The sequence below is a fragment of the Streptomyces sp. NPDC052052 genome, from assembly GCF_040680455.1.
Classification (GTDB): domain Bacteria; phylum Actinomycetota; class Actinomycetes; order Streptomycetales; family Streptomycetaceae; genus Streptomyces.
The window spans coordinates 257,676-276,646 of the sequence record NZ_JBFAWU010000005.1; the positions used below are offsets into that span (position 1 = coordinate 257,676).

The window sequence follows — 18,971 nt, forward strand, 5'->3', positions numbered from 1 at the left end:
GTGGTGGGGGGATCCTCGGTGTGCGGTGGGTCCCGTGAGGGGGACGGCCCCGGTCAGGGGGAAGCCCGCCCCCCGTCCTCGGGCCAGGGGGGCGGGCCAGTTGCGGCCCGGGGTGAGGAGGGGTACCGGGCCGGTCCTTGGAGGCGGGTCAGCCGGTGGCCGACTCGGTCCGGTCGATGACGATGTCCCGTACCCGGCCCTTGACCAGCTTGCCACTTGCGGTGCGCGGGAGTTCGGGGGCGAGGACCACCCGGGTGGGCAGCTTGTAGCGGGCCAGCCGCCCGGCCCCGAAGTCGCGCACCTCCTGAAGGGTCGGTTCGACCCCCGGCTCGCAGGTCAGCACGGCGACGACGGTCTCCCCCCACTTCGGATGCGGGATGCCGACGACCGCGACCTCGTGGACTCCGGGGAAGGAGCTGAGCACCCGCTCGACCTCGGCGGGATAGACGTTCTCGCCGCCGCTGATGATCATGTCCTTGATCCGGTCGACCACGTAGTAGAGGCCGTCCTCGTCGCGGTATCCGACATCGCCGCTGTGGAACCAGCCCGCGCGGTCGAAGGCCTCCTGCGTCGCCTCCTGGTTGTTCCAGTAGCCCGACACGACATTGGGGCCGCGCACACAGATCTCGCCGCGCACATGTGGTTCCTCGATGATGCCGCCCTGGCCCGGGACCATCAGACAGACCTCGGTGTACGGCATCGGCACTCCGGCCGAACCGGTCTTCTCCAGGGTGCGGGCGGCGGGCAGATACGTGGCGAACGGTGCCGTCTCGGTCAGCCCCCAGGCCTGCTGGAGCAGCACCCCGTGCGACTGCGCGTAGTCCCGGATGAGCTGGGGAGGCACGGCGGCGCCCGCCACGATCACCGCGCGCAGCGCGGACAGATCGGCCTCCTCGAACCCCGGTGCGCGGGTGAGCGCCGTGAACATCGCCGGGACCGCGAAGATGCTGGTGACCCGGTGCTCGACCAGGTCGGCCAGGCACTGCTCGGGCTCGAAGGTGCGGCGTACGACGACGACACCACCGCGGGTCAGGGTGCGCAGGGTGAGGGCGTTGAGCCCGCCGATGTGGAAGAGCGGGGCCACGGCCAGGTTCACGTCGTCGGGCCGGGTGTCGACCATGGTGTCGACGTTCACCGCGTTCCACCACAGGTTGCCATGGGTGAGCATGACGCCCTTGGGGCGGCCGGTGGTGCCCGAGGTGTACATCAGCGCCGCCAGATCGTCCTCCTCCACCGGCACCGCGGCCTGCGGCGCCGCGCCGGAGGACAGCACCTCGGACAGCGGGGTCCACACCGCGGGCGGGGCGGGGGCCGTCGGGCAGGACGGGTCGGTGTCGACGAGGACGGACCGGCGTACCGGGACGTCGGAGAGGATCTTCTCGGCCAGGGCCCGGTGGCCCTCCTCGGCGATCAGCGTGTGCGTGCCCGAGTCGTTGAGGATATGCCGTACCTCGTCAGCGGCCAGCCGGTGGTTGACCGGCACGAACACCGCGCCGAGGTGGCTGGCGGCCAGCATGGTCTCCAGCAGCGTGGCGCTGTTGAGGCCCAGGTACGCCACGCGGTCGCCGCGCCGCAGGCCGAGGGCGGCGAGCCCGGCGGCGAGCCCGGCCGTGGTCGCGGCGAGGGCGCCCGCCGTGATGGTCCGGCCCTCGTAGACGAGGGCTGCGGCGGCTGAGTCGTACCGTGCTCTGCGCTGCACAGCGGCAGCAGGACTGATGTCGACCATGACCCGAGCGGCTCCTTCGGTGACTGTCGGCTGGAGGGTGGTGTGGGGGAGAGCGGGACGGCGGCCGGTCAGAGATCGGCGCCGCCGGCCGCGGTGCGGAAACCGCGTACGGCGATGCCGCCGTCCACGGGCACCACGGCCCCGGTGATGTTGCCGCTGTTGCGGCGGGAAGCCAGCAGGACGTACGTCCCGGTGAAGTCCTCCGGCTCCACGCTCGCCTCGTAGAGCGGCACGTGCGGGACGGCGCCCGCGGCCTCGGCACGGGCGAACGAGTCCTCGATCCTGCGCTCGTCGAGCCCGAGGCTCTCCGGCCCCCGCAGCTGCGTGCGCATCCCGCCGCAGGCGACACCGTTGACCCGGACCTTGGGAGCGAGCTCGTAGGCGAACTCCCGTACCAGACCGAGGCAGGCGTGCTTGCTCGCCGTGTAGACGGGGCCGCCGCCGTTGGTGTGGAAGGAGGAGTTGGACAAGGTCATGATGATGCTGCCCCGGGTGGCGACCAGCTCGCGCCAGGCCGCCTCCACGGCGAGCAGGTAGCCCTTGACGTTGACGGCGAAGACTTCGTCGAACGCCTGGGCAAGCTCCTCGCCCGTGAGCCGGGTGAGACTGCGGTGGTAGTCCCAGATCCCGGCGTTGGGAACCAGGATGTCGAGCTTCCCGAAGCGCTCCACGGTGGCGGTGACCGCTGCGTGCAGGTCCTGAGTCGAGCGTACGTCACCGGTGAGGGCGAGCACCCGGTCCGCGTACTCGCCCGCGGACTCGGCCAGGGCCGCCAGTTGCTCGGCGTCCCGGTCGAGCACCGCGACCCGGGCGCCCTCCGCGAGGTACCGCAGGGCGACGGCGCGGCCGAGGCCGGCGGCGCCACCGGTGATCAGGGCGACGTCGCCCTCGAGCCAGCGGCCAGCCGGTTCCGTGACGGCGGGGCGTGCCGGGGTGGTCATGGCTCAGCGCTCCTGGAGGAAGTCGGTGACGAGCCGCTCGAACTCGGCCTGCCGCTCCAGCTGCACCCAGTGGCCGCAGCCGCCGAACACATGCAGCTGGACGTCGCGGATCTGCTTGAGCATGAGCTGGGCGCCGTCGAGCGTGATGGTGCGGTCGTCGCGCCCCCAGAGCAGCAGCGTCGGCGCCTTGATCCGGTGCACGTCGCGCCAGAGCGGGTCCATGCCGTGACGCTTGGCGAAGGCCGCGTTGTAGCGGTGGTAGAACTCGATGTGGCTCGGGTCGAGCGAGGCCTCGTACCGGGCCTGGAGGGTGTCCTCCCAGCGCTTGGGCTCGGCCGTCATGACCCGGATGAAGTCCCGCATCTTCTTCACGGTGGGGCCCTCACCGTTGTAGTAGCGGAACATCGCCTTCTGGCCCTCGGTGGGGGTGGGGCCGAACGGCAGCCAGCCGCCGCCGGGCGCCATCAGGACCAGCTTCTCGACCCGGTCGCGCGCCGCGAGAGCGGTGGCGATCGCGGCCGCGCCGCCGAGGCTGTTGCCCAGCAGGTGGAACCGCTCGATGCCGAGGGCATCGAGGGCCTGCAGCAGCGCGTCCACGGTGATCTCGGTGATGGAGCGGGCGTCCAGCTCCTCCTCGGACGGCCGGTAACTGCCGCCGAAACCCGGCTGGTCGGGCAGCACGACCCGGAAGTGCGGGGTGAGCGCGGCGAGGTTCTGCCGGTAGTTGGCGAGCCCGTCGGCACCCGGTCCGCCCCCGTGCAGCATCACCAGGACCGGGCCCTGCCCGGCCTCCTTGACCGAGATCGTGCCCAGCGACGTCTGGACGGTGTGTTCGGTGATCTCGGGAACTACGGCGTCTACGGCGTCGTGTGCACGGACGGACGTCACGGGAACTCCACGGGGATGCGGGGGCGGGCGGGGTGGGCCTGCCGGGTGGTACGGGGGAGGTACAGGGTGGGGGAGGGCCGCCGGTCAGAGGAAGGTGCTGATGTTCTTGGCGAGCAGCACGTTCTGGTCGAGGAGGATGTGACGGCGGGCGATCAGCAGGCCACCGTCCTCCCCTCGGCGCAGCAGGTCCGTGCGGCCGCCCGCGTACAGGTCGACCTCGCGTTCCAGCCGGTTGCGGTAGACCAGGAAGTCGGACTCGGCGACATACGTGCCGGGCTCGTCACCGGGGCGCACGGTGACATTGGTGATCAGGTGCCGGGTGCGCGACGGCGGGTCCTCGGCCCAGGCCATGCCGGAGTCGAAGCGCCGGATGCGCCAGGCGAGGCTCGCCCTGGTCTCGTCGAAGATGGCGACTTCGCCCGGGGCGCCGTCGGCGAGCGACTGCTGGCGCCGCAGCCGGTTGGTCCGCACCGGCGCCCAGTAGTGCAGGTCTTCGGCGAGCAGTTCCAGCCAGTCGGCGTAGCGGTGCTGGTCGAGCAGCTGGGCTTCCAGCGTGTAGAGGCGCTGCACCTCGAAGTGGAGCAGCATGTCGTCCAGCGCCGCACCACCGGTGGGGGCGGCGGAGTCCGGGGTGTGGATGCTCATGGATCCTCCTTGAGGGCCGCGCTGCGTCGGCTATCCCAGCGCACGGCGGCGGGTGCGGGGAGCGGGTGTGCCGGTCCGCGGCACGGGCCCGGTGGCGGGACTGCGGCCGGCCACCGGGCGGCGGGGGGAAAGGTCGTGACCGGGGTCAGCCGCGCAGCAGGCTGCGCAGGTCCACGGACTCGTCGGCGAGCTGCTGCGGGGTGACCGCGACAGCGCGGGCGACCAGCCGTTGGGCGGCCTTGATGTCCTTGGGCCGGTCGATCGCCGCTGCGGCGACCACCCGTCCCGCGCGCAGCCCGAACACGGTGAACGCGCCGGACACCTCGCCGCGGCGCACGGTCTCCTCGGCGTCGGCCATCGAGCCGACCGCCTCCAGCCGGCTGCCGTGGCGGTCGGACCAGAACCAGGAGGCCGGCTCGGCGGGCACGTCCGTGCCCAGCAGCCCGGCGGCAGCGGCCTGTCCGCCGCGCTGCGCGGCGTCCCAGTGCTCGTGCCGCACCGGGTGGTCCGCCCGGCGGGCGACGTCCCCGACCGCGTGGACGCGCGGGTGCGAGGTGCGCTGGCCGGCGTCCACCACGATGCCGTTGTCGACGGTGAGCCCGGCGGCCTCGGCGAGCGCGGTGTCCGGCCGGATCCCGATGCCGACGACGACCGTGTCGGCGGTGATCGGCGAGGAGTGGCCGCCGACGGTGACGGTGACCTCGTCGGCCCCCGGCGCCCGGTCGATGCGTTCCACGCCGCCGGTGACGACGTCGATGCCCTCGGTGCGATGCCGCTCGTGCAGCGCCCCGGCGATCTCGGGTCCGACGACGGCGGTCAGCGGTACGGGTACCGGGTCGATGAGGGTGACCCGGCAGCCCAGTTGGGCGGCGACCGCCGCGGTCTCGGCGCCGATCAGCCCGGCCCCCACGACGGCGATCCGGGCCCCCGGAGTCAGCCGGGACCGCAGGAGCTCGGCGTCGGCCCAGGTGCGCAGGGTGTGCACGGCGGGGTCGTCGGCGCCCGGCACCAGCAGGGTGCGGACGGTTCCGCCGGTGGCCAGGACGATCCGGTCGGCGGTCAGTTCGGTGCCGTCGGCCAGTTCGAGTACGCCCTCGTCGGGGCGCAGCCCCGTCACGGCGGTTCCGGTCCGCAGCTCGATGCGCTGCTTCTCGTACCAGTCGGCCGGCCGCAGGGCCACGTCGTCGCGGACGGTGGCCTTTCCGAGCAGGACGTCCTTGCTGAGCGGCGGACGGTCGTACGGCACGCCCTCCTCGTCGCTCAGCAGCACGATCTCGCCGTCGTAGCCGCCGGAACGCAGCGCGTCGCAGGTGGAGACGGCGGAGATACCCGCGCCCACCAGGGCGATCCTCTTCATGCCGTGGGCTCCTGACCGGCGTGCAGCCAGATTCCGCCGTCGCGCACCTCGACCTTGTGGGTCCGGGCGGCGATCGTGGCGGGCATGCACTGCGGTTCGCCCGACTTGAGGCAGAAGCGGGCGCTGTGCAGCGGGCACTCGACCTCGCCGTCCTCGATCCAGCCGTCGGCGAGCGACGCCTGGCCGTGCGAGCAGGTGTCGTCGAGCGCGTAGTAGGCGCCGCCGTCGTGGAAGACGGCGATGGCGTCGTTGTGTCCGGTCCGCTCGGCGGGCACCTGGAGGGCCTCGCCCTCCTCGATGTCGCCGACGTCGGCGATCCGGACTGCGTTGTCGGTGGTGGTCATCGTTCTTCAGCTGCCTTCTCGTGCCAGGCCGGGGTGTTCATCAGGTCGCGCCAGCGGGTGTAGAAGCCGCGGGCGGCCCCGTCGGAGTAGAGGTGTCCGGTGGTGCCGGGGTGGACGCCGTCCTCGGCCGACATCCCGATGCCCATCTGGTAGTTGAGCGTCATGCCACCGGCCATGAAGCCGTGCGCGGTGGCCTGGACCTCGCTCCAGTTCTCGCCGTCGTCCTGCTCGAAGATGCCGGTGGGTCCGAAGGTGCGAAGGTTGTACAGGCGCTGGGCGTTCCTCACCTCGTCGGGCATCGACTTGTCGACGATGGTCCAGGCCCAGACCTCCATCTTGTCCGGGCCCTTGGGGTGCCAGACGCGGATGCTGCCGTTCACCGGCAGATAGGAGAAGTTGGGGAAGACGGTGGCGTGGCCGGTCGTCATCGGCCCCTCGGCGCGCTCCTTGCCGAGGCGTTCGCGCAGCTGGTCGTAGTCGTAGTACCCGTGCACCACCCGGTCGTCGAAGCGGCTCTTGGGGTGGGTCGGGAAGCCGGCGCCGTGCCCGTTCGGGTCGGTGTACTGGCGGCCCGGGGTCTGCACGATCTCCGCCTTGGGGCCCTTGCCGGTGGGCGACATGACCATCAGTGCGGAGGCGTGCGAGATGTTGACGTGGTACCAGTCGGACGCGAACTGCTCGGCCGCGAGCTTCCAGTTGCCCTCCAGCACCCACTTGTGGACTCCGCCGACGACCTCGGTGCCCTCAGGGTCGCGGTCGAGCATGGCGTCCATGTACCAGGTCATCCCGCCGAGCGCCTCGACCAGTGGCGGGGCGTCCGGGTTCCAGGTCGCGAAGATCAGACCCTTGTACGTGTCCAGCTGGGCGACCTCGGTCAGGCCCCAGCGGCTCTCGTCGAAGTCGTCCGGATATCCCTCGCGGTTGGGGACGTTGATCAGCTTGCCGGAGGTGTCGTACGCCCACCCGTGGTAGCTGCAGGTGAACGCCTTGGTGGCTCCCGCGTCGGCTCGGCAGACCCGCATGCCGCGGTGCCGGCAGGCGTTGAGGAAGGCCCGGATGCGCCGGTCCTTGCCCATGGTCACGATGACCGGGTCCTCACCCATGTACGTGCTGAAGAAGTCGCCGGGCTTCCTGAACTGGGACTCGTGGGCGAGGAACAGCCAGCTGGGTGCGAAGACGCGGCGCAGTTCCTGCTGGTACAGCGCGTTGTCGCTGAAGATCCCGCGATCGACGAGACCGTGGTCGATGTCGAAGTACTCGCTGACGTCGACGGAGGGGGCCGGGGTGCGGTTCAGGGCGTTCATGCCGTGGCTCCTTCCTGGGCCGGCGCGGCCGGGGGCGCGGCGGGGGCGGCGGGCTTGGGCGGGCGGCGGTGGCCCCACAGGCTGGTGCCGTCGACACGGGTCGCCGTCCACGGGTCGGCGACGGTGATCGCACCGTGGCCGTACTCGATCTCGAAGCCGGAGGGCGTGATCGCGTAGAAGGAGAGCATCTTGTCGTTGCTGTGCCGGCCGAGGGTCAGCGCGACCGGTGCGGCGCCGTCCAGACAACGGTCGTAGGCGTAGCCGACGGTGTCGAGGTCGTCGACCTCCAGCATGAAGTGGAACAGCTCGCCCGGCTCGACGTCCTTCCGCGGCTTGCGCTCGGGCTCGATGATGAGACCGGCGAAGGCCAGCGAGTGGTGGCGCGGGTTGGTGTGCAGGAACGCGATGCGCTTGCGGCCGAGGTCGCAGAAGTCGGAGAGCCGGAAGCCGAGCAGTTCCGTGTAGAACCGCAGCGTCGCCGCATAGTCGTCCACCGAGAACACCACGTGCCCCAGGCCCTGTTCACCGGTGACGAAGCGGGCTCCGGTCGGCGAGACGAACGGGGTGATGGCGGTGCGCGCGCCGTAGAAGATCTCGACCTGGACGCCGTTGGGGTCCTTCACATGGAAGAGCCCGAGCACATCGCGCTTGCGCAGCAACTCCTCGTCGGCGTACGTCACGTCGATGCCGGCCTCGGTCAGCTCCGCTGCGGCGGCGGCCAGTTCGGCAGGGCCGGGAACCTCCCAGCCGGCATAGCCGAACTCCTCGGCGTCGGCCTCGTGCAGCGCGATGCGCCAGGCCCGGTCGTCCGCGCGCAGCCGCAGCCCGTCCTCGGTGGTCTGTGCCGACAGACCGAGCGCCTCCTCGGCGAAGGTGCGCCAGCGGTCGATGTGCCGGGTGCGAAGTCCGAAGTATCCCAGTCCGCTGAGTTGCATGACGGGCGGTCCCTTCAGGTCTGGTCAGGGTGTACGGGCGATGGCCGGACGGGCTGTCGGTCCGTACGGGCAGACCCCAGAAGACGCCGTCCCGGAGGGGTGCTGCCATGCGTTGTGCCGCCCTGTGGAACGCGTCTGGGCCACACCCGGGAGCGGGCCGTCGGCGGCGCCGGGGTCACCGAAAGGGCCGTGCCGCTTTCCGGCACAGCGGCTGGCCGCCAGCCGCCCCGGCCGGGAAGGGTCGGAGCTCCGCGCGGTGCGCCGGTGCGCGCTCCGTGTGCCGATCCTGATGCCGCCCCGCCCCTGCCCAGCCCCCGTCCCGCCCCTTCCCAGGAGGACCGATGCTCGCCGCCGTCGCCGTACGCCAGGACCCCGCCGATCCGCTGAGCGGGCTGGAGCTGCGCGAGGTCCCCGCCCCGGTGGCCCCGGAGGGGTGGGCGGTGGTCCGGGTGGTCGCGGCCGCGCTGAACCATCACGACATCTGGACCCTGCGTGGTGTCGGCCACCCAGCGGACCGGCTGCCCATGGTGCTGGGCTGCGACGCGGCCGGGTACGACGAGGACGGCAACGAGGTCGTCGTCCACCCGGTGATCGGGGACCCGCAGGCCGGAGGCGGCGACGAGACCCTGGACCCCGGCCGGGCGCTGCTCTCCGAGCAGCACGACGGGGCGTTCGCGGAGTTCCTGTGCGTGCCGCGGCGGAACCTGATCCCCAAGCCGGCCGCGCTGTCCTTCGCCGAGGCGGCCTGTCTGCCGGTGGCCTGGCTCACGGCGTACCGGATGCTGTTCACCCAGGCCCAGGTGCGCCCCGGCGACCGGGTGCTGGTGCAGGGCGCGGGCGGCGGTGTGGCCTCGGCGGCCATCGCGCTGGCGCGGGCCGCCGGAGCCCGGGTGTACGCGACCAGCCGGTCGGCGGCGAAGCGGGAGGCGGCCCTGGAGATGGGGGCCCACGTGGCACTGCCGACGGGGGAGCGGCTCACGGAGAAGGTCGATGTGGTCGTGGAGACGGTCGGCGAGGCCACCTGGTCCCACTCGCTGCGTTCGCTGCGGGCGGGCGGCACGGTGGTGGTGGCCGGGGCGACCAGCGGGGCCAACCCGCCGGCCGACCTGAACCGCGTCTTCTACCTCCAGCAGCGGGTGCTGGGCTCCACCGGCGGGACCCGGCAGGAGTTCGTGTCGCTGCTGCGGTTCATGGAGAGTGCCGGGGTGCGGCCCCGGATCGACCGGGAGATCCCGCTGACCGCCATCCACGAGGGCTTCCAGGCCATGATCGACGGCGAGGTCACGGGGAAGGTGATCGTCCGGCCGTGATCCGGGGCCGCCCGGACACGACCGACGATGACCGGCGACATCGGCCGTATCAGCTCGAATCGGTTCGGATCGGTTCGAATGAGATTGGATTAGTTGGTATTTGGTCGATTCCTCGGAAGTGTGCCTCGTATTTCACGCGGATGTGACATACGAGGCACGGCTTTCGTCGTATTCGGGTTTCTTCGCTGTTCACGCTGCCCAGGTGGTCCTCTAAAGTGGACGCACGTCCACTGAAGTGGCCGCCGGAGAATGTTGCGGAGGCGAACATGCTCGACCCCACCTCGATCACCGATGCCGGAAGTGCGTCCGGGACCGGACCCCAGCAGGACCAGCAGACCGCCGTGGACAAGGCGTTGACCCTGCTGATGTCGCTGGCCGAGGAGGACCGCGAGGTCGGGGTCAGCGAACTCGCCCGTCGTACGCAACTCACCAAGTCGACCGCGTTCCGGCTGCTCGGCATCCTCCAGCGCAACGACGTCGTCGAGCGCGTCGGGAGCAGCTACCGGCTCGGACCCCAGCTCTTCGACATCGGCCGCCGGGTCTACGGGCCCATGCCGCTGATGCTTCAGGAACGGCTGCTCCCGTTCCTGACCGAGCTGTACGTCCTCACCCAGGAGACCGTGCACCTGGCGGTGCTGCACCGCACGGAGGTCATATACGTCAACAAGCTGCACGGTCACCGCCGGACCCGTACGCCCACCCGGATCGGCTCGCGGATGCCCGCGTCCTGCACCGCGGTCGGCAAGGCGCTGCTCGCTTTCGACCACGACGCGGCGGAGCTGGCCATCGCGCAGGGGCTGCCGGAGCGGACCGAGCACTCGGTGACCGACCCGGCGCGCTTCCGGGCCGAACTGGCCCGGATCCGACGCGAGGGGATCGCGTACGAACGCGAGGAGGTCCTGCCGGGCCTCACCTGCGTGGCCGTGCCGGTCATGGGTGCGGCCGGCCGCCCCGTCGCCGCGATCTCGGTCTCCGGCGCACCGCACCGCATCGAGCTCGCCCGGATCGCACCGGAGCTGCGCCGGGTCGCCTTCGAGGCGGCCAGGGAACTGGGCACCGTGGTCCGTCCGCGCAGCCGCCGCACCTCCGCACCGGCGGAACCCGCGGCGGCCTGAGCCGGACCGCCGTTCCGTCGACGTCACCCACCCGCCGGGGTCAGCCCTCGGCGGGTGCGCCGTTCTCGCGCCGCACGGTGCCGTGTCCGCCGCCGGTTCCCGGCTGGACCCGTGGCACGCTCACGACGATGTGCACCACGCTCTCCCCGTCGAGGGATGCGTACAGATGGCGGCGGTCGCCGGGGAAGCGTACGAAGTCACCGGCCTCCAGCTCCACCGGACTGTCCTGCGGCCCCACTCGGACCCGGCCGCTGATCACGTAGAGGTGCTCCAGTGTGCCCACCGGATGCGGCTCCGAATATCCCTCGCCACGGATCCGCAGCACGTAGTTCTCGATGACACCGGAGCCGTAGACATGGTCGAGGCTCCGCACCTCGTATCCGGACTGCTCCTGCCAGGCCGCGTCCCGGCCCCGGCGCACCGTCATGACCTGTTCGCGTTCGGCCACCAGCCGCGTCACCGGAACCCCGAGCGCGGCCGCGACCGCGAAGAGCGTCTCCACCGTGGGATTGCCGGTGCCCAGCTCGACCTTGGAGAGCGTCTGCTTGGCCAGCCCGGCCTGGCGGGCGAGTTCGGCCAGCGACAGCCCGCGCTGCTCTCTGAGGATGCGCATGTTGCGCGCGACCACGGTGATTCCTGTTGACACCGAACCACCATAGGTCACCCGGACGGCTGCGAACGGGCTGAGAGCGAGAATTCGGTGTAGAGGGCATGGATTTCGTCCGTGCCGTGCCACGCAACGGCACAGGACGGGTCACGGCCACCTCCGTCCCGTCGTACCAGTTGCCGAATCACCCCGGTGGACGGTGCCGCCGGCCCGTAGGCTGCCGCGCGCGGGTGCTTCTGTGTCTGCCCTGCCCGTGAGAATGCGTGCCGAAGCCGGGAGGGGAGATCACACGCTTGCTGCACGGGGGCATCCGGCAGGAACGCGGCGTTGCACCGTCGTCGGTGTCGATGGCTGTGCTGTGGCTGGAGGGCTGCGGCCTGCTCGTCGCGACGCCGCTCTTCGGAGTGGTGCCGGATGTGCGGTCGGTCATTCTGCTGCCCTTCGTCCTGCCGGCTCTTCTCTTCGTCGGCTCGTTGCTGTCTGCCGCCTACGTCCTGCCCTCCGTTGCCCTCGGCCATTGGCTGGGGGTGTGTCGGGGCGACGGAAGGCGTTGGTGGTGGGTGGTGCTCGCGGCGCTGTTGGTCCTGGTGCCGGTCATGGGCCTGCCGCTGATCGGGGCCCTCTGCGTACGAGGAGCCGAGTTCCGTCCATGGCAGGACATCTCGGCCTGGTTGCTCTGCGCGTCGGCCCTCTACTTCGTCGGTGTCCCGGCCGCACTGGCCGCGCACAGAACGGTAGTGCTCGAGGACGCAGGTCGCCCGGCCCGGTCTGTGGGCCCGATCCTCGGATACGGGGTACTCGTGTTGCTGGTGGAGTGGGTGGGGGTCCTGATGGTGGTGACCGGCTGACGCTGCGGCTGGCGTCGAGCGGCGACCGCAAACGAGTGCTCCTCTACAGGTGAGCGACACGCCAGGACGCTTGTCCTACAGGCTCTTACCCCTCATCGATCCGGCGAGGAGCCATGCCGAGAACCAAGTTCTCCAATGCCTGCGGCATCGGTCCGAAGCTGGCAATCCACGTCTCGACGAGATAGATCACACCCATTTCATCAATGCCCAGGAAGAACCGGCCGTGATCCAGCTCACCGAGAGGGAAAAGACGATGCCCGATCGACTCACCCCACTCCGCAAACCGATCATCCTCGCCCCAGGCAAGCTCGGGGTCCAACGCGAACGGTGTGCGTGCACAGCTGATCCCCGGCCCGCTGACGTTCACTGTCAAACCGCCGAACTCTTGCAGGAAGGCTTCCGCAGCGTCGTGCATGGCGAGGCCGACGGTTTCAAACATGGATCTCCAGCGAGCCGTGTCTGCCTTCCGGCCAGGCGTCCATCCCGACGCCTCCAACACCTCGTGCACCTCTGGTGACCAGCCACTCATCCCGGACCCCGGTTCCTCCACTATGGGCGAGCAGCGATCATCCCAGCGGCTGGCGTCCCTGAACAGTGTGTGACCGCTTTCACGGATAGCGCGCCTGAAACGGTTCTTGTGAACGTCGAGCACGATGCTCCTGTAGGGCGGACCTCTTCAGTAAGTGGGCCGGTTTCAGGGACGATTGCGGGGAACAGATCAACCAGCCGGTGCAAGGGGAAAGATGATCGAGAAGATTCTGCCGTCCCGGATGGCGGTGGCCGAGTCGCTCGCCGACCCGCCCGAGGCAGTGCTCCTGCCCGGTGAGGAGGAGCTGATCCGCAACGCCGTGGAGATCCGGCGCAGGGAGTTCACCACTGCACGCTGGTGCGCCCGCCGCGCGTTCGCCGAGCTCGGTCTCCCGCCCGCTCCCGTCCTCAAAGGCGAACGGGGCGCGCCGATGTGGCCGGACGGGGTCGTCGGCAGCATGACCCATTGCGTCGGCTACCGAGCTGCGGCAGTGGCGCACCGGACGGATGTGGTCACCGTCGGCATAGACGCCGAACCGCACGCGCCGTTGCCCGACGGGGTGCACGAGACCATCGCGCTCGCGACGGAGGTGCAGCGTGAGCGCGAGCTCCGCAGGGCGGTCCCCGGGGTCCACTGGGACCGGTTGCTCTTCAGCGCGAAGGAGAGCGTCTACAAGGCCTGGTTCCCGCTCACCCACCGCTGGCTCGGTTTCGAGGAGGCCGACATCGCCCTCCACCCGAACGGGAGTTTCACCGCCGAGCTGCTGAGTTCCGCGACGGAGCGGGACTCCGGGGCTGGGACCACGGCAACCCCGACGGCGTTCAGCGGCCGGTGGCTGGTCGCGGACGGTCTCGTGGCGACCGCGATCGCCGTCGAGAACGTACCGGGCACGCCCGCCGGGTAGCGGACGCCGCAGGGTCCCGCCGCCGCTGTGCGCGCGGGACGCAGGGCCGGGACGACGTTTCGGGGCACTGGCAAAAGCCATGCGGTGACCGGACCCGTCGTCCCGGACAGCAGCGCCACGAACCCCGGATGACGAGATGTCGCCTCGCACCTCGTGCGACGCACGATGCGCCCGTACTCTCTGACCGCATGAGCGAACAGCGCCAGAGCGAGAACAGTGCGGACGGGATCGGCCGAAGCGAAGGCCGTATGCGCGCACGGGAGGCGGGCATCCCGCTGCCCGGCGAGCCGGGGCCGTGGAACGCGATCACGGACGTGCCCGGTGTCGAGGTCGGATACGTCACCCTGGTCGAGGGCGAGGACGTACGTACCGGGGTGACGGCGCTCCTGCCGCGCGGCCGGGACGGCGTGGGCATCCCCTGTGCGGCCGGCTGGCACTCGTTCAACGGCAACGGTGAGATGACCGGAACGACCTGGATCGAGGAGAGCGGTTCGCTCGCCGTGCCGGTGGTCATCACCAACACCTATGCGGTCGGTCCCGTCCATCGCGGTGTGGTCGAGTGGATACGCGCCAACCGTCGTGACATGGCGCCGGAGTGGCTGCTGCCGGTGATCACCGAGACCTGGGACGGCTATCTCAACGACATCCACGGTTCGGCCGTGGAGCCCCGCCATGCGGCGGAGGCGATCGAGGCGGCGGTCTCCGGCCCGGTCGAGGAGGGATGCGTCGGCGGCGGGACGGGCATGCGCTGCTACGGCTTCAAGGGCGGCTCGGGGACGGCGTCACGGGTGGTGAGGTACGGCGAGGACCGCTATACCGTCGGCGCCTTCGTGCAGGCCAACTTCGGCGCCCTGCGTGAACTGACGGTGGCCGGAGTGCCGATGGGGCGGGACCTGCCGGACCCGGCGAGCATGCCGGTTCCCGAACCCGCGTCCGGCCAGGAGCGCCCGGTGCCGCCCGGTGCCGGCTCGGTGGTCGTGGTCGTGGCGACCGACGCGCCGTTGCTGCCGGGGCAGTGCAAGGCCCTGGCCCGCCGGGTGACGCTGGGCCTCGCCCGCACCGGCACCACCGGCAGCCACTTCTCGGGGGACCTCTTCCTGGCCTTCTCCACGGCCAATCCGTCGGCGCTCACCAGTACGTTTCCGGAGGACGACGGCAGCGCGCCGTACGAGTCGATGCGCTTCGTTCCCTGGGGCCGGATGGATCCCTTCTACGGCGCGGTGGTCGAGGCGGTGGAGGAAGCGGTGCTCAACGTGCTCACCGGCGCCCACTCGATGTCCGGCCGGGCCGGACATCACGTCCCCGCGCTCCCGCTGGACAGGGTCGCGGAACTCCTCACGGCACGGCGACAGTGACGCAGTACGGAAGGCGTGGCTGAGGGGCCGGCTGTGGCCGGGGCGACAGGCGGGGAGTGCGGTGGTCACTGGTCTCGTACAGGTTCGTCGGCCATACTGCCCGCCGTGGAGCAGCGCATAGACCCCAGCACTCAGCCCGGGTACGCCGCGGGGACAGACCCGGCGTACATCCCTGGCATCACGGCCCCCGGCACGGCCGGGAAGCCGGATACGGACCAGGAGAAGGACCAGGACCAGGAGCAGACAGAGGAGCAGACAGAGGAGCAGACAGAGGAGCAGGCGCCCGGCGCCGACGCTCCCGACGACGCCGATGCCGTGCCCGAGGAGGAGGTGGCCGAGGCGGAGGCTGCTGCGGAAGCGGCGGCCGACGACAAGGAGGCAGCGGACGGCCCTGTATTCGAGGTGAGCGACCGGCGTGGGTCGATCACGGCGGACCACGACGGCGTTCGGTTCCGGTTGGATGATCAGGAGGCTGATTTCCGCTGGGACGAGATCGGCGCGGTCGAGGTGAAGACCCCTCGCTTCGGCCGCCGGTTCACCGTCACGGTCCATATGTCGACCCGGCGGTGGTTCAACGCGGAGGTCGAGGCCCCGGCCAGGAGCAGCCTCAAGGCGTGGGCGGAGGAACTCGACGCGGTCCTCGACGTCTACTTCGAGGAATCCTGACCACCGCGGCATCCTCCGGGGGGCCGGGCCGGTGGACGGCAGGACCGCCGGCCCGGTCACAGCCCGGGCGAACACCCTCGCCCGGGCTGCTGCACGTGCACCGGTGACGCCGCTTGGCCGGTCAGTTGTCCGCGAGCACCACTGAACGGGTCAGATGACGCGGGCTGTCCGGGTCCAGGCCGCGGGCGGCGGCGCGAACGGCCGCCAAGCGCTGGACGCGTACCAGGTCGGCCAGCGGGTCCAGGCCGCTGTGCACCCAGCGGGCGCCGGTCGAGCCCACCTGCTCCGCAAGGCCCTCGGGGGCGGTGCCGAACATCCAGGTCGCCGTGCCGGTGGTGGCGATGCTGACGGGACCGTGGCGGTACTCCATCGCGGGGTACGCCTCCGTCCAGGACAGCGACGCCTCCTTCATCTTCAGCGCGGCCTCGTTGGCGATGCCCACCGTCCAGCCCCGGCCGAGGAAGGTGAACTGGGTGCACTCCGCCAGGCCTTCGGGCAGCGGCTCGGCCAGTGCGGTCTCGGCGTCACGGACCACGGCGTCGCTGTGCAGACCGAGGTGGGCGCGGAGCAGGGTGAGTGCGGTGGTGGCGAACCGGGTCTGGACCACGGACCGTTCGTCGGCGAAGTCGAGCACGACCACATCGTCGGCCGAGGTCATCACCGGGGTGTCCGGGTCGGCCGTGATCGCGACGGTGGGGAGGGTGCCGCGGAGCCGGGCCAGCAGTTCCAGCACCTCGGTGGTGGTTCCCGAGCGGGTGAGGGCGACGACTCGGTCGTACCGGCGGCCGAGGGGGAACTCCGACGCGGCGAACGCATCGGAATCGCCCTGCCCGGATGCCTCGCGGAGAGCCGCGTACGCCTGAGCCATGTACAGCGAGGTACCGCAGCCGACGACGGCGATGCGCTCGCCGGTGGTGGGCAGGGCGGCCGACCGGCTCGGTGCCAAGTCGGCGGCGCGCCGCCAGCACTCCGGCTGACTCGCGGTCTCACTCTCGATAAATGACACTTCTGCGCTCCGTACGCGAGGTGGGATGCTCGTTCACGCACGTTATAGGGGCACTATGCGCATGTTCAAGCATTCATGGCGCAGCCAGTCTGACTGGTCGGTGGCTTGTGTCACGCTTGCGCAGGTGCCGGTGACCGCGCCCGAGGGGATGGGCGCCCGAACCCCGGACCTGTAAGGAGAGTTCTCTTGTCCAGGGATACCCGGTGGAACGCGCTGCTGGAGCTGGTCGGGAAACACGGCAGGGTGGAGGTCGAGGAGGCCGCGACGGCACTCGACGTCTCGGCCGCGACCATCCGCCGCGACCTGGACCAGCTCGCCGAACAGCAGTTGCTCACCCGGACCCGTGGCGGCGCCGTTGCCCACGGGGTCTCGTACGAGCTGGCGCTGCGTTACAAGGCGGGACGCCACGCCCCGGAGAAGCAGGCCATCGGCCGAGCCGTGTCCCAACTCGTGGCCGTGGGCGAGGTGGTGGGACTGACCGGCGGGACCACGGTCACCGAAGTGGCCCGCGCGCTGGCCGTCCGCCCCGACCTCGTCGGTGACACCGGCCGTGGGGCCGGGGATCAGCCGACGCTCACCGTGGTGACCAACGCGCTCAACATCGCCAACGAACTGGTGATCCGGCCGCAGATCAAGATCGTGGTGACGGGTGGCGTGCCCCGGCCCCAGTCGTACGAACTCACCGGCCCGCTGGCCAGCGGCGTGCTGGGGGAGATCACCCTGGATGTCGCCGTGCTGGGCGTCAACGCGATCGACACCGAGCGCGGGACGTACGTCCACCACGAGGGTGAGGCCAGCATCAACCGTCTGCTCGCCGAGCAGGCGCAGCGGGTGGTCGTCGCCGCCGACTCCTCCAAGATCGGCAAGCGGGCCTTCGCCCGGGTCTGTGATCTCGGTCGGGTCGACTTCCTGGTGACCGACAGTGGCATCACGCCCGAGGCGCAGGCCCGGTTCACCGATGCCGGAGTCACCGTCATCGCCGTGTGACGCCCACTCTGGTGCCGTTGGCCGGGGAAAAAGCTCCTTTCATGGCTCTGAATGTTTGTTTCCTCCGCCAAGCGAACATCCCTTGTCGTCTGTCGCGCCGTCATGAAACATATGGCAGTACCTCCTCTCGCGCGGCCCGCACCTCGGCGCCGTGGAGGTGCACGCAAGAGAGCACGCACGTTCCTGTTCCCCCCACCAGAAGCAGGTGCAAGGCATGATGACTCTGCGCCACTTGTTCGGCACCACCCTCGCCACGGCCGCCGCGGCCACGCTGGCGTTGTTCGGCGCGGCCGGCCCCACCCAGGCCGCGGACCTCGGGACGACTCCCGGCACCTACACCTACTACTCCTTCTCCGGGGCGCCGGTCCTGACCGACGTCACCTGGTCCACGACCGTCCTGCACGACCCCGGGTACACCTCCAGGATCTTCTGGAGCCACCAGTTCGGCTTCGACCAGGGCAACGGCGCCTACCTCGGGATGCAGTCCAACGGCGGATCGAGCAGGTTGCTCCTCTTCTCCGTCTGGGACGTCTCCCAGGCCACGGCCGGCTCCTCCGGCTCCTGGTGCCAGAGCTTCGGCGGCGAGGGCGAGGGCATGAGCTGCCGGATGAACCTCGACTGGACCGCCGGTCACACGTACACCTTCAAGGTCGCGGCCGAGGGCGACGGCTGGTTCGGCGCCACCGTCGCGGACACCACGGCGGGTACGTCGTACAAACTGGGCAGCATCAAGACACCGGCCACCGCCATCTCGCCCTCGGGGATGGTCGACTGGACGGAGTACTTCGAGTGGAACGACCCTCGCGCCACCTGCTACGACCAGCCGTTCAGTGCCGCCCGCTTCGGCCTGCCCCAGGGCAACGGTGGCACGGTGACCGCCCAGGTCTCCGCTACCTCGAACAGCGGAAACGCCTGTGCGTCCATGACGCGGACCGACACGGTCAGCGGCGGCACCGTGCAGAACCTCGCCCTCGGCAACTCGGTGCGCGGACCGGTCACCGGTCTGGCCGGAAAGTGCGTGGACGCGGCGGGCGGTATCTCGGAGGGGGCGGCGGCCCTGATCTACGGCTGCACGGGCGGCAACAACCAGGCATGGGTGAAGGCGGCCGACGGCACCCTGCGGCTGATGTCCGACTACTGCCTGACCGCGGACGGCACGGGCAACGGCGCGGCTGTCGTGGTCCGTGACTGTGCGGGTACGGGCACCGGCGGCGCCGTGACCGACCCCGCCAAGCTGTGGACGTACAACACCTCCACACGGGTGCTGGTCAACCAGGCATCCGGCCGCTGCCTGGACGTCCCGGGCAGCGACAGCACCAGCGGGACCGCGCTCACGCTCTGGGACTGCCACGGCGGCGCCAACCAGCAGTGGACGCCGCCTGCCACGTATTAGGGCGCGGCAGCCGACAGCGGTACCCGGCCCCGACATCGAGGAGGCCCCCGGTGGCAGTGTCGTGCAGGCACGGATAGCGACGCCGACACCGGGGGCTCTCTGATTCGTCTA

General features: G+C 70.7%; 19 protein-coding genes. 8 read left to right on the plus strand and 11 right to left on the minus strand.

What is annotated here, in order from left to right; genetic code table 11:
* Positions 1 to 148: 148 nt before the first annotated feature.
* From AB0L71_RS08460 to AB0L71_RS08495, 8 genes are all read right to left on the minus strand, one after another.
* Positions 149 to 1,726 carry a long-chain-fatty-acid--CoA ligase gene (locus AB0L71_RS08460; protein WP_365239620.1) on the minus strand — a complete coding sequence of 526 codons (1,578 nt, stop codon included), beginning with the start codon at positions 1,724 to 1,726 and terminating at the stop codon, positions 149 to 151.
* A gap of 68 nt (positions 1,727 to 1,794) precedes the next feature.
* Positions 1,795 to 2,667 carry a 3-(cis-5,6-dihydroxycyclohexa-1,3-dien-1-yl)propanoate dehydrogenase gene (gene hcaB, locus AB0L71_RS08465; protein ID WP_365239622.1) on the minus strand — a complete coding sequence of 291 codons (873 nt, stop codon included), beginning with the start codon at positions 2,665 to 2,667 and terminating at the stop codon, positions 1,795 to 1,797.
* Between the two features lie 3 nt (positions 2,668 to 2,670).
* Positions 2,671 to 3,555: an alpha/beta fold hydrolase gene (locus tag AB0L71_RS08470; RefSeq protein WP_365239624.1), complete on the minus strand. Its 885-nt coding sequence runs from the start codon at positions 3,553 to 3,555 to the stop codon at positions 2,671 to 2,673.
* Between the two features lie 84 nt (positions 3,556 to 3,639).
* Positions 3,640 to 4,200: a 3-phenylpropionate/cinnamic acid dioxygenase subunit beta gene (locus AB0L71_RS08475; protein ID WP_365239627.1), complete on the minus strand. Its 561-nt coding sequence runs from the start codon at positions 4,198 to 4,200 to the stop codon at positions 3,640 to 3,642.
* Positions 4,201 to 4,345: 145 nt separating this feature from the next.
* A complete protein-coding gene (locus tag AB0L71_RS08480; RefSeq protein WP_365239629.1) occupies positions 4,346 to 5,557 on the minus strand; it encodes an FAD-dependent oxidoreductase in 1,212 nt (403 codons plus the stop codon).
* A complete protein-coding gene (locus AB0L71_RS08485) occupies positions 5,554 to 5,901 on the minus strand; it encodes a bifunctional 3-phenylpropionate/cinnamic acid dioxygenase ferredoxin subunit (RefSeq protein ID WP_365239631.1) in 348 nt (115 codons plus the stop codon). Before AB0L71_RS08485 ends, AB0L71_RS08480 begins: the two co-directional genes overlap by 4 nt.
* Positions 5,898 to 7,205: an aromatic ring-hydroxylating dioxygenase subunit alpha gene (locus tag AB0L71_RS08490; RefSeq protein WP_365239634.1), complete on the minus strand. Its 1,308-nt coding sequence runs from the start codon at positions 7,203 to 7,205 to the stop codon at positions 5,898 to 5,900. The genes AB0L71_RS08485 and AB0L71_RS08490 overlap by 4 nt, the downstream gene beginning before the upstream one ends.
* Positions 7,202 to 8,140 carry a VOC family protein gene (locus tag AB0L71_RS08495; RefSeq protein ID WP_365239637.1) on the minus strand — a complete coding sequence of 313 codons (939 nt, stop codon included), beginning with the start codon at positions 8,138 to 8,140 and terminating at the stop codon, positions 7,202 to 7,204. The genes AB0L71_RS08490 and AB0L71_RS08495 overlap by 4 nt, the downstream gene beginning before the upstream one ends.
* Positions 8,141 to 8,481: 341 nt before the next feature.
* On the opposite strand from AB0L71_RS08495, the gene AB0L71_RS08500 reads away from it, so the two are divergent.
* Entirely contained in the window at positions 8,482 to 9,450 is a 969-nt protein-coding gene (locus AB0L71_RS08500; RefSeq protein WP_365239639.1) for a zinc-binding dehydrogenase, read from the plus strand.
* 266 nt (positions 9,451 to 9,716) lie between these two features.
* Positions 9,717 to 10,565: an IclR family transcriptional regulator gene (locus tag AB0L71_RS08505; protein WP_365239641.1), complete on the plus strand. Its 849-nt coding sequence runs from the start codon at positions 9,717 to 9,719 to the stop codon at positions 10,563 to 10,565.
* A gap of 40 nt (positions 10,566 to 10,605) precedes the next feature.
* Here the strand turns inward: AB0L71_RS08505 and AB0L71_RS08510 are convergent, their stop codons facing one another.
* Entirely contained in the window at positions 10,606 to 11,211 is a 606-nt protein-coding gene (locus AB0L71_RS08510) for an XRE family transcriptional regulator (protein WP_365239644.1), read from the minus strand.
* 308 nt (positions 11,212 to 11,519) lie between these two features.
* On the opposite strand from AB0L71_RS08510, the gene AB0L71_RS08515 reads away from it, so the two are divergent.
* Positions 11,520 to 12,020 (plus strand): hypothetical protein, encoded by a 501-nt coding sequence (locus AB0L71_RS08515; protein ID WP_365239647.1) that lies wholly within the window; start codon positions 11,520 to 11,522, stop codon positions 12,018 to 12,020.
* Positions 12,021 to 12,105: 85 nt separating this feature from the next.
* Here AB0L71_RS08515 and AB0L71_RS08520 read toward each other — a convergent pair whose 3' ends face one another.
* The gene (locus AB0L71_RS08520) at positions 12,106 to 12,549 is read right to left on the minus strand and encodes an SUKH-3 domain-containing protein (RefSeq protein WP_365239798.1); all 444 of its coding nucleotides are present in this window, start codon (positions 12,547 to 12,549) and stop codon (positions 12,106 to 12,108) included.
* Positions 12,550 to 12,763: 214 nt separating this feature from the next.
* Here AB0L71_RS08520 and AB0L71_RS08525 point away from each other — a divergent pair, with 214 nt between their 5' ends.
* The 3 genes from AB0L71_RS08525 to AB0L71_RS08535 all read left to right on the plus strand — a co-directional run bounded on the left by AB0L71_RS08525 (position 12,764) and on the right by AB0L71_RS08535 (position 15,474).
* Entirely contained in the window at positions 12,764 to 13,453 is a 690-nt protein-coding gene (locus AB0L71_RS08525) for a 4'-phosphopantetheinyl transferase superfamily protein (RefSeq protein WP_365239649.1), read from the plus strand.
* A 248-nt stretch (positions 13,454 to 13,701) separates the two neighbouring features.
* Positions 13,702 to 14,808: a P1 family peptidase gene (locus tag AB0L71_RS08530; RefSeq protein WP_365239800.1), complete on the plus strand. Its 1,107-nt coding sequence runs from the start codon at positions 13,702 to 13,704 to the stop codon at positions 14,806 to 14,808.
* Between the two features lie 105 nt (positions 14,809 to 14,913).
* Positions 14,914 to 15,474 (plus strand): hypothetical protein, encoded by a 561-nt coding sequence (locus AB0L71_RS08535; RefSeq protein ID WP_365239651.1) that lies wholly within the window; start codon positions 14,914 to 14,916, stop codon positions 15,472 to 15,474.
* Positions 15,475 to 15,595: 121 nt separating this feature from the next.
* On the opposite strand, the gene AB0L71_RS08540 is transcribed toward AB0L71_RS08535, so the two are convergent.
* Positions 15,596 to 16,480, minus strand: coding sequence for a sugar isomerase (locus tag AB0L71_RS08540; protein ID WP_365239654.1), 885 nt, complete (start codon positions 16,478 to 16,480; stop codon positions 15,596 to 15,598).
* A gap of 186 nt (positions 16,481 to 16,666) precedes the next feature.
* On the opposite strand from AB0L71_RS08540, the gene AB0L71_RS08545 reads away from it, so the two are divergent.
* Entirely contained in the window at positions 16,667 to 17,467 is an 801-nt protein-coding gene (locus tag AB0L71_RS08545) for a DeoR/GlpR family DNA-binding transcription regulator (RefSeq protein ID WP_365239657.1), read from the plus strand.
* Positions 17,468 to 17,681: 214 nt separating this feature from the next.
* The gene (locus AB0L71_RS08550) at positions 17,682 to 18,860 is read left to right on the plus strand and encodes a ricin-type beta-trefoil lectin domain protein (RefSeq protein WP_365239660.1); all 1,179 of its coding nucleotides are present in this window, start codon (positions 17,682 to 17,684) and stop codon (positions 18,858 to 18,860) included.
* Positions 18,861 to 18,971 lie beyond the last annotated feature (111 nt).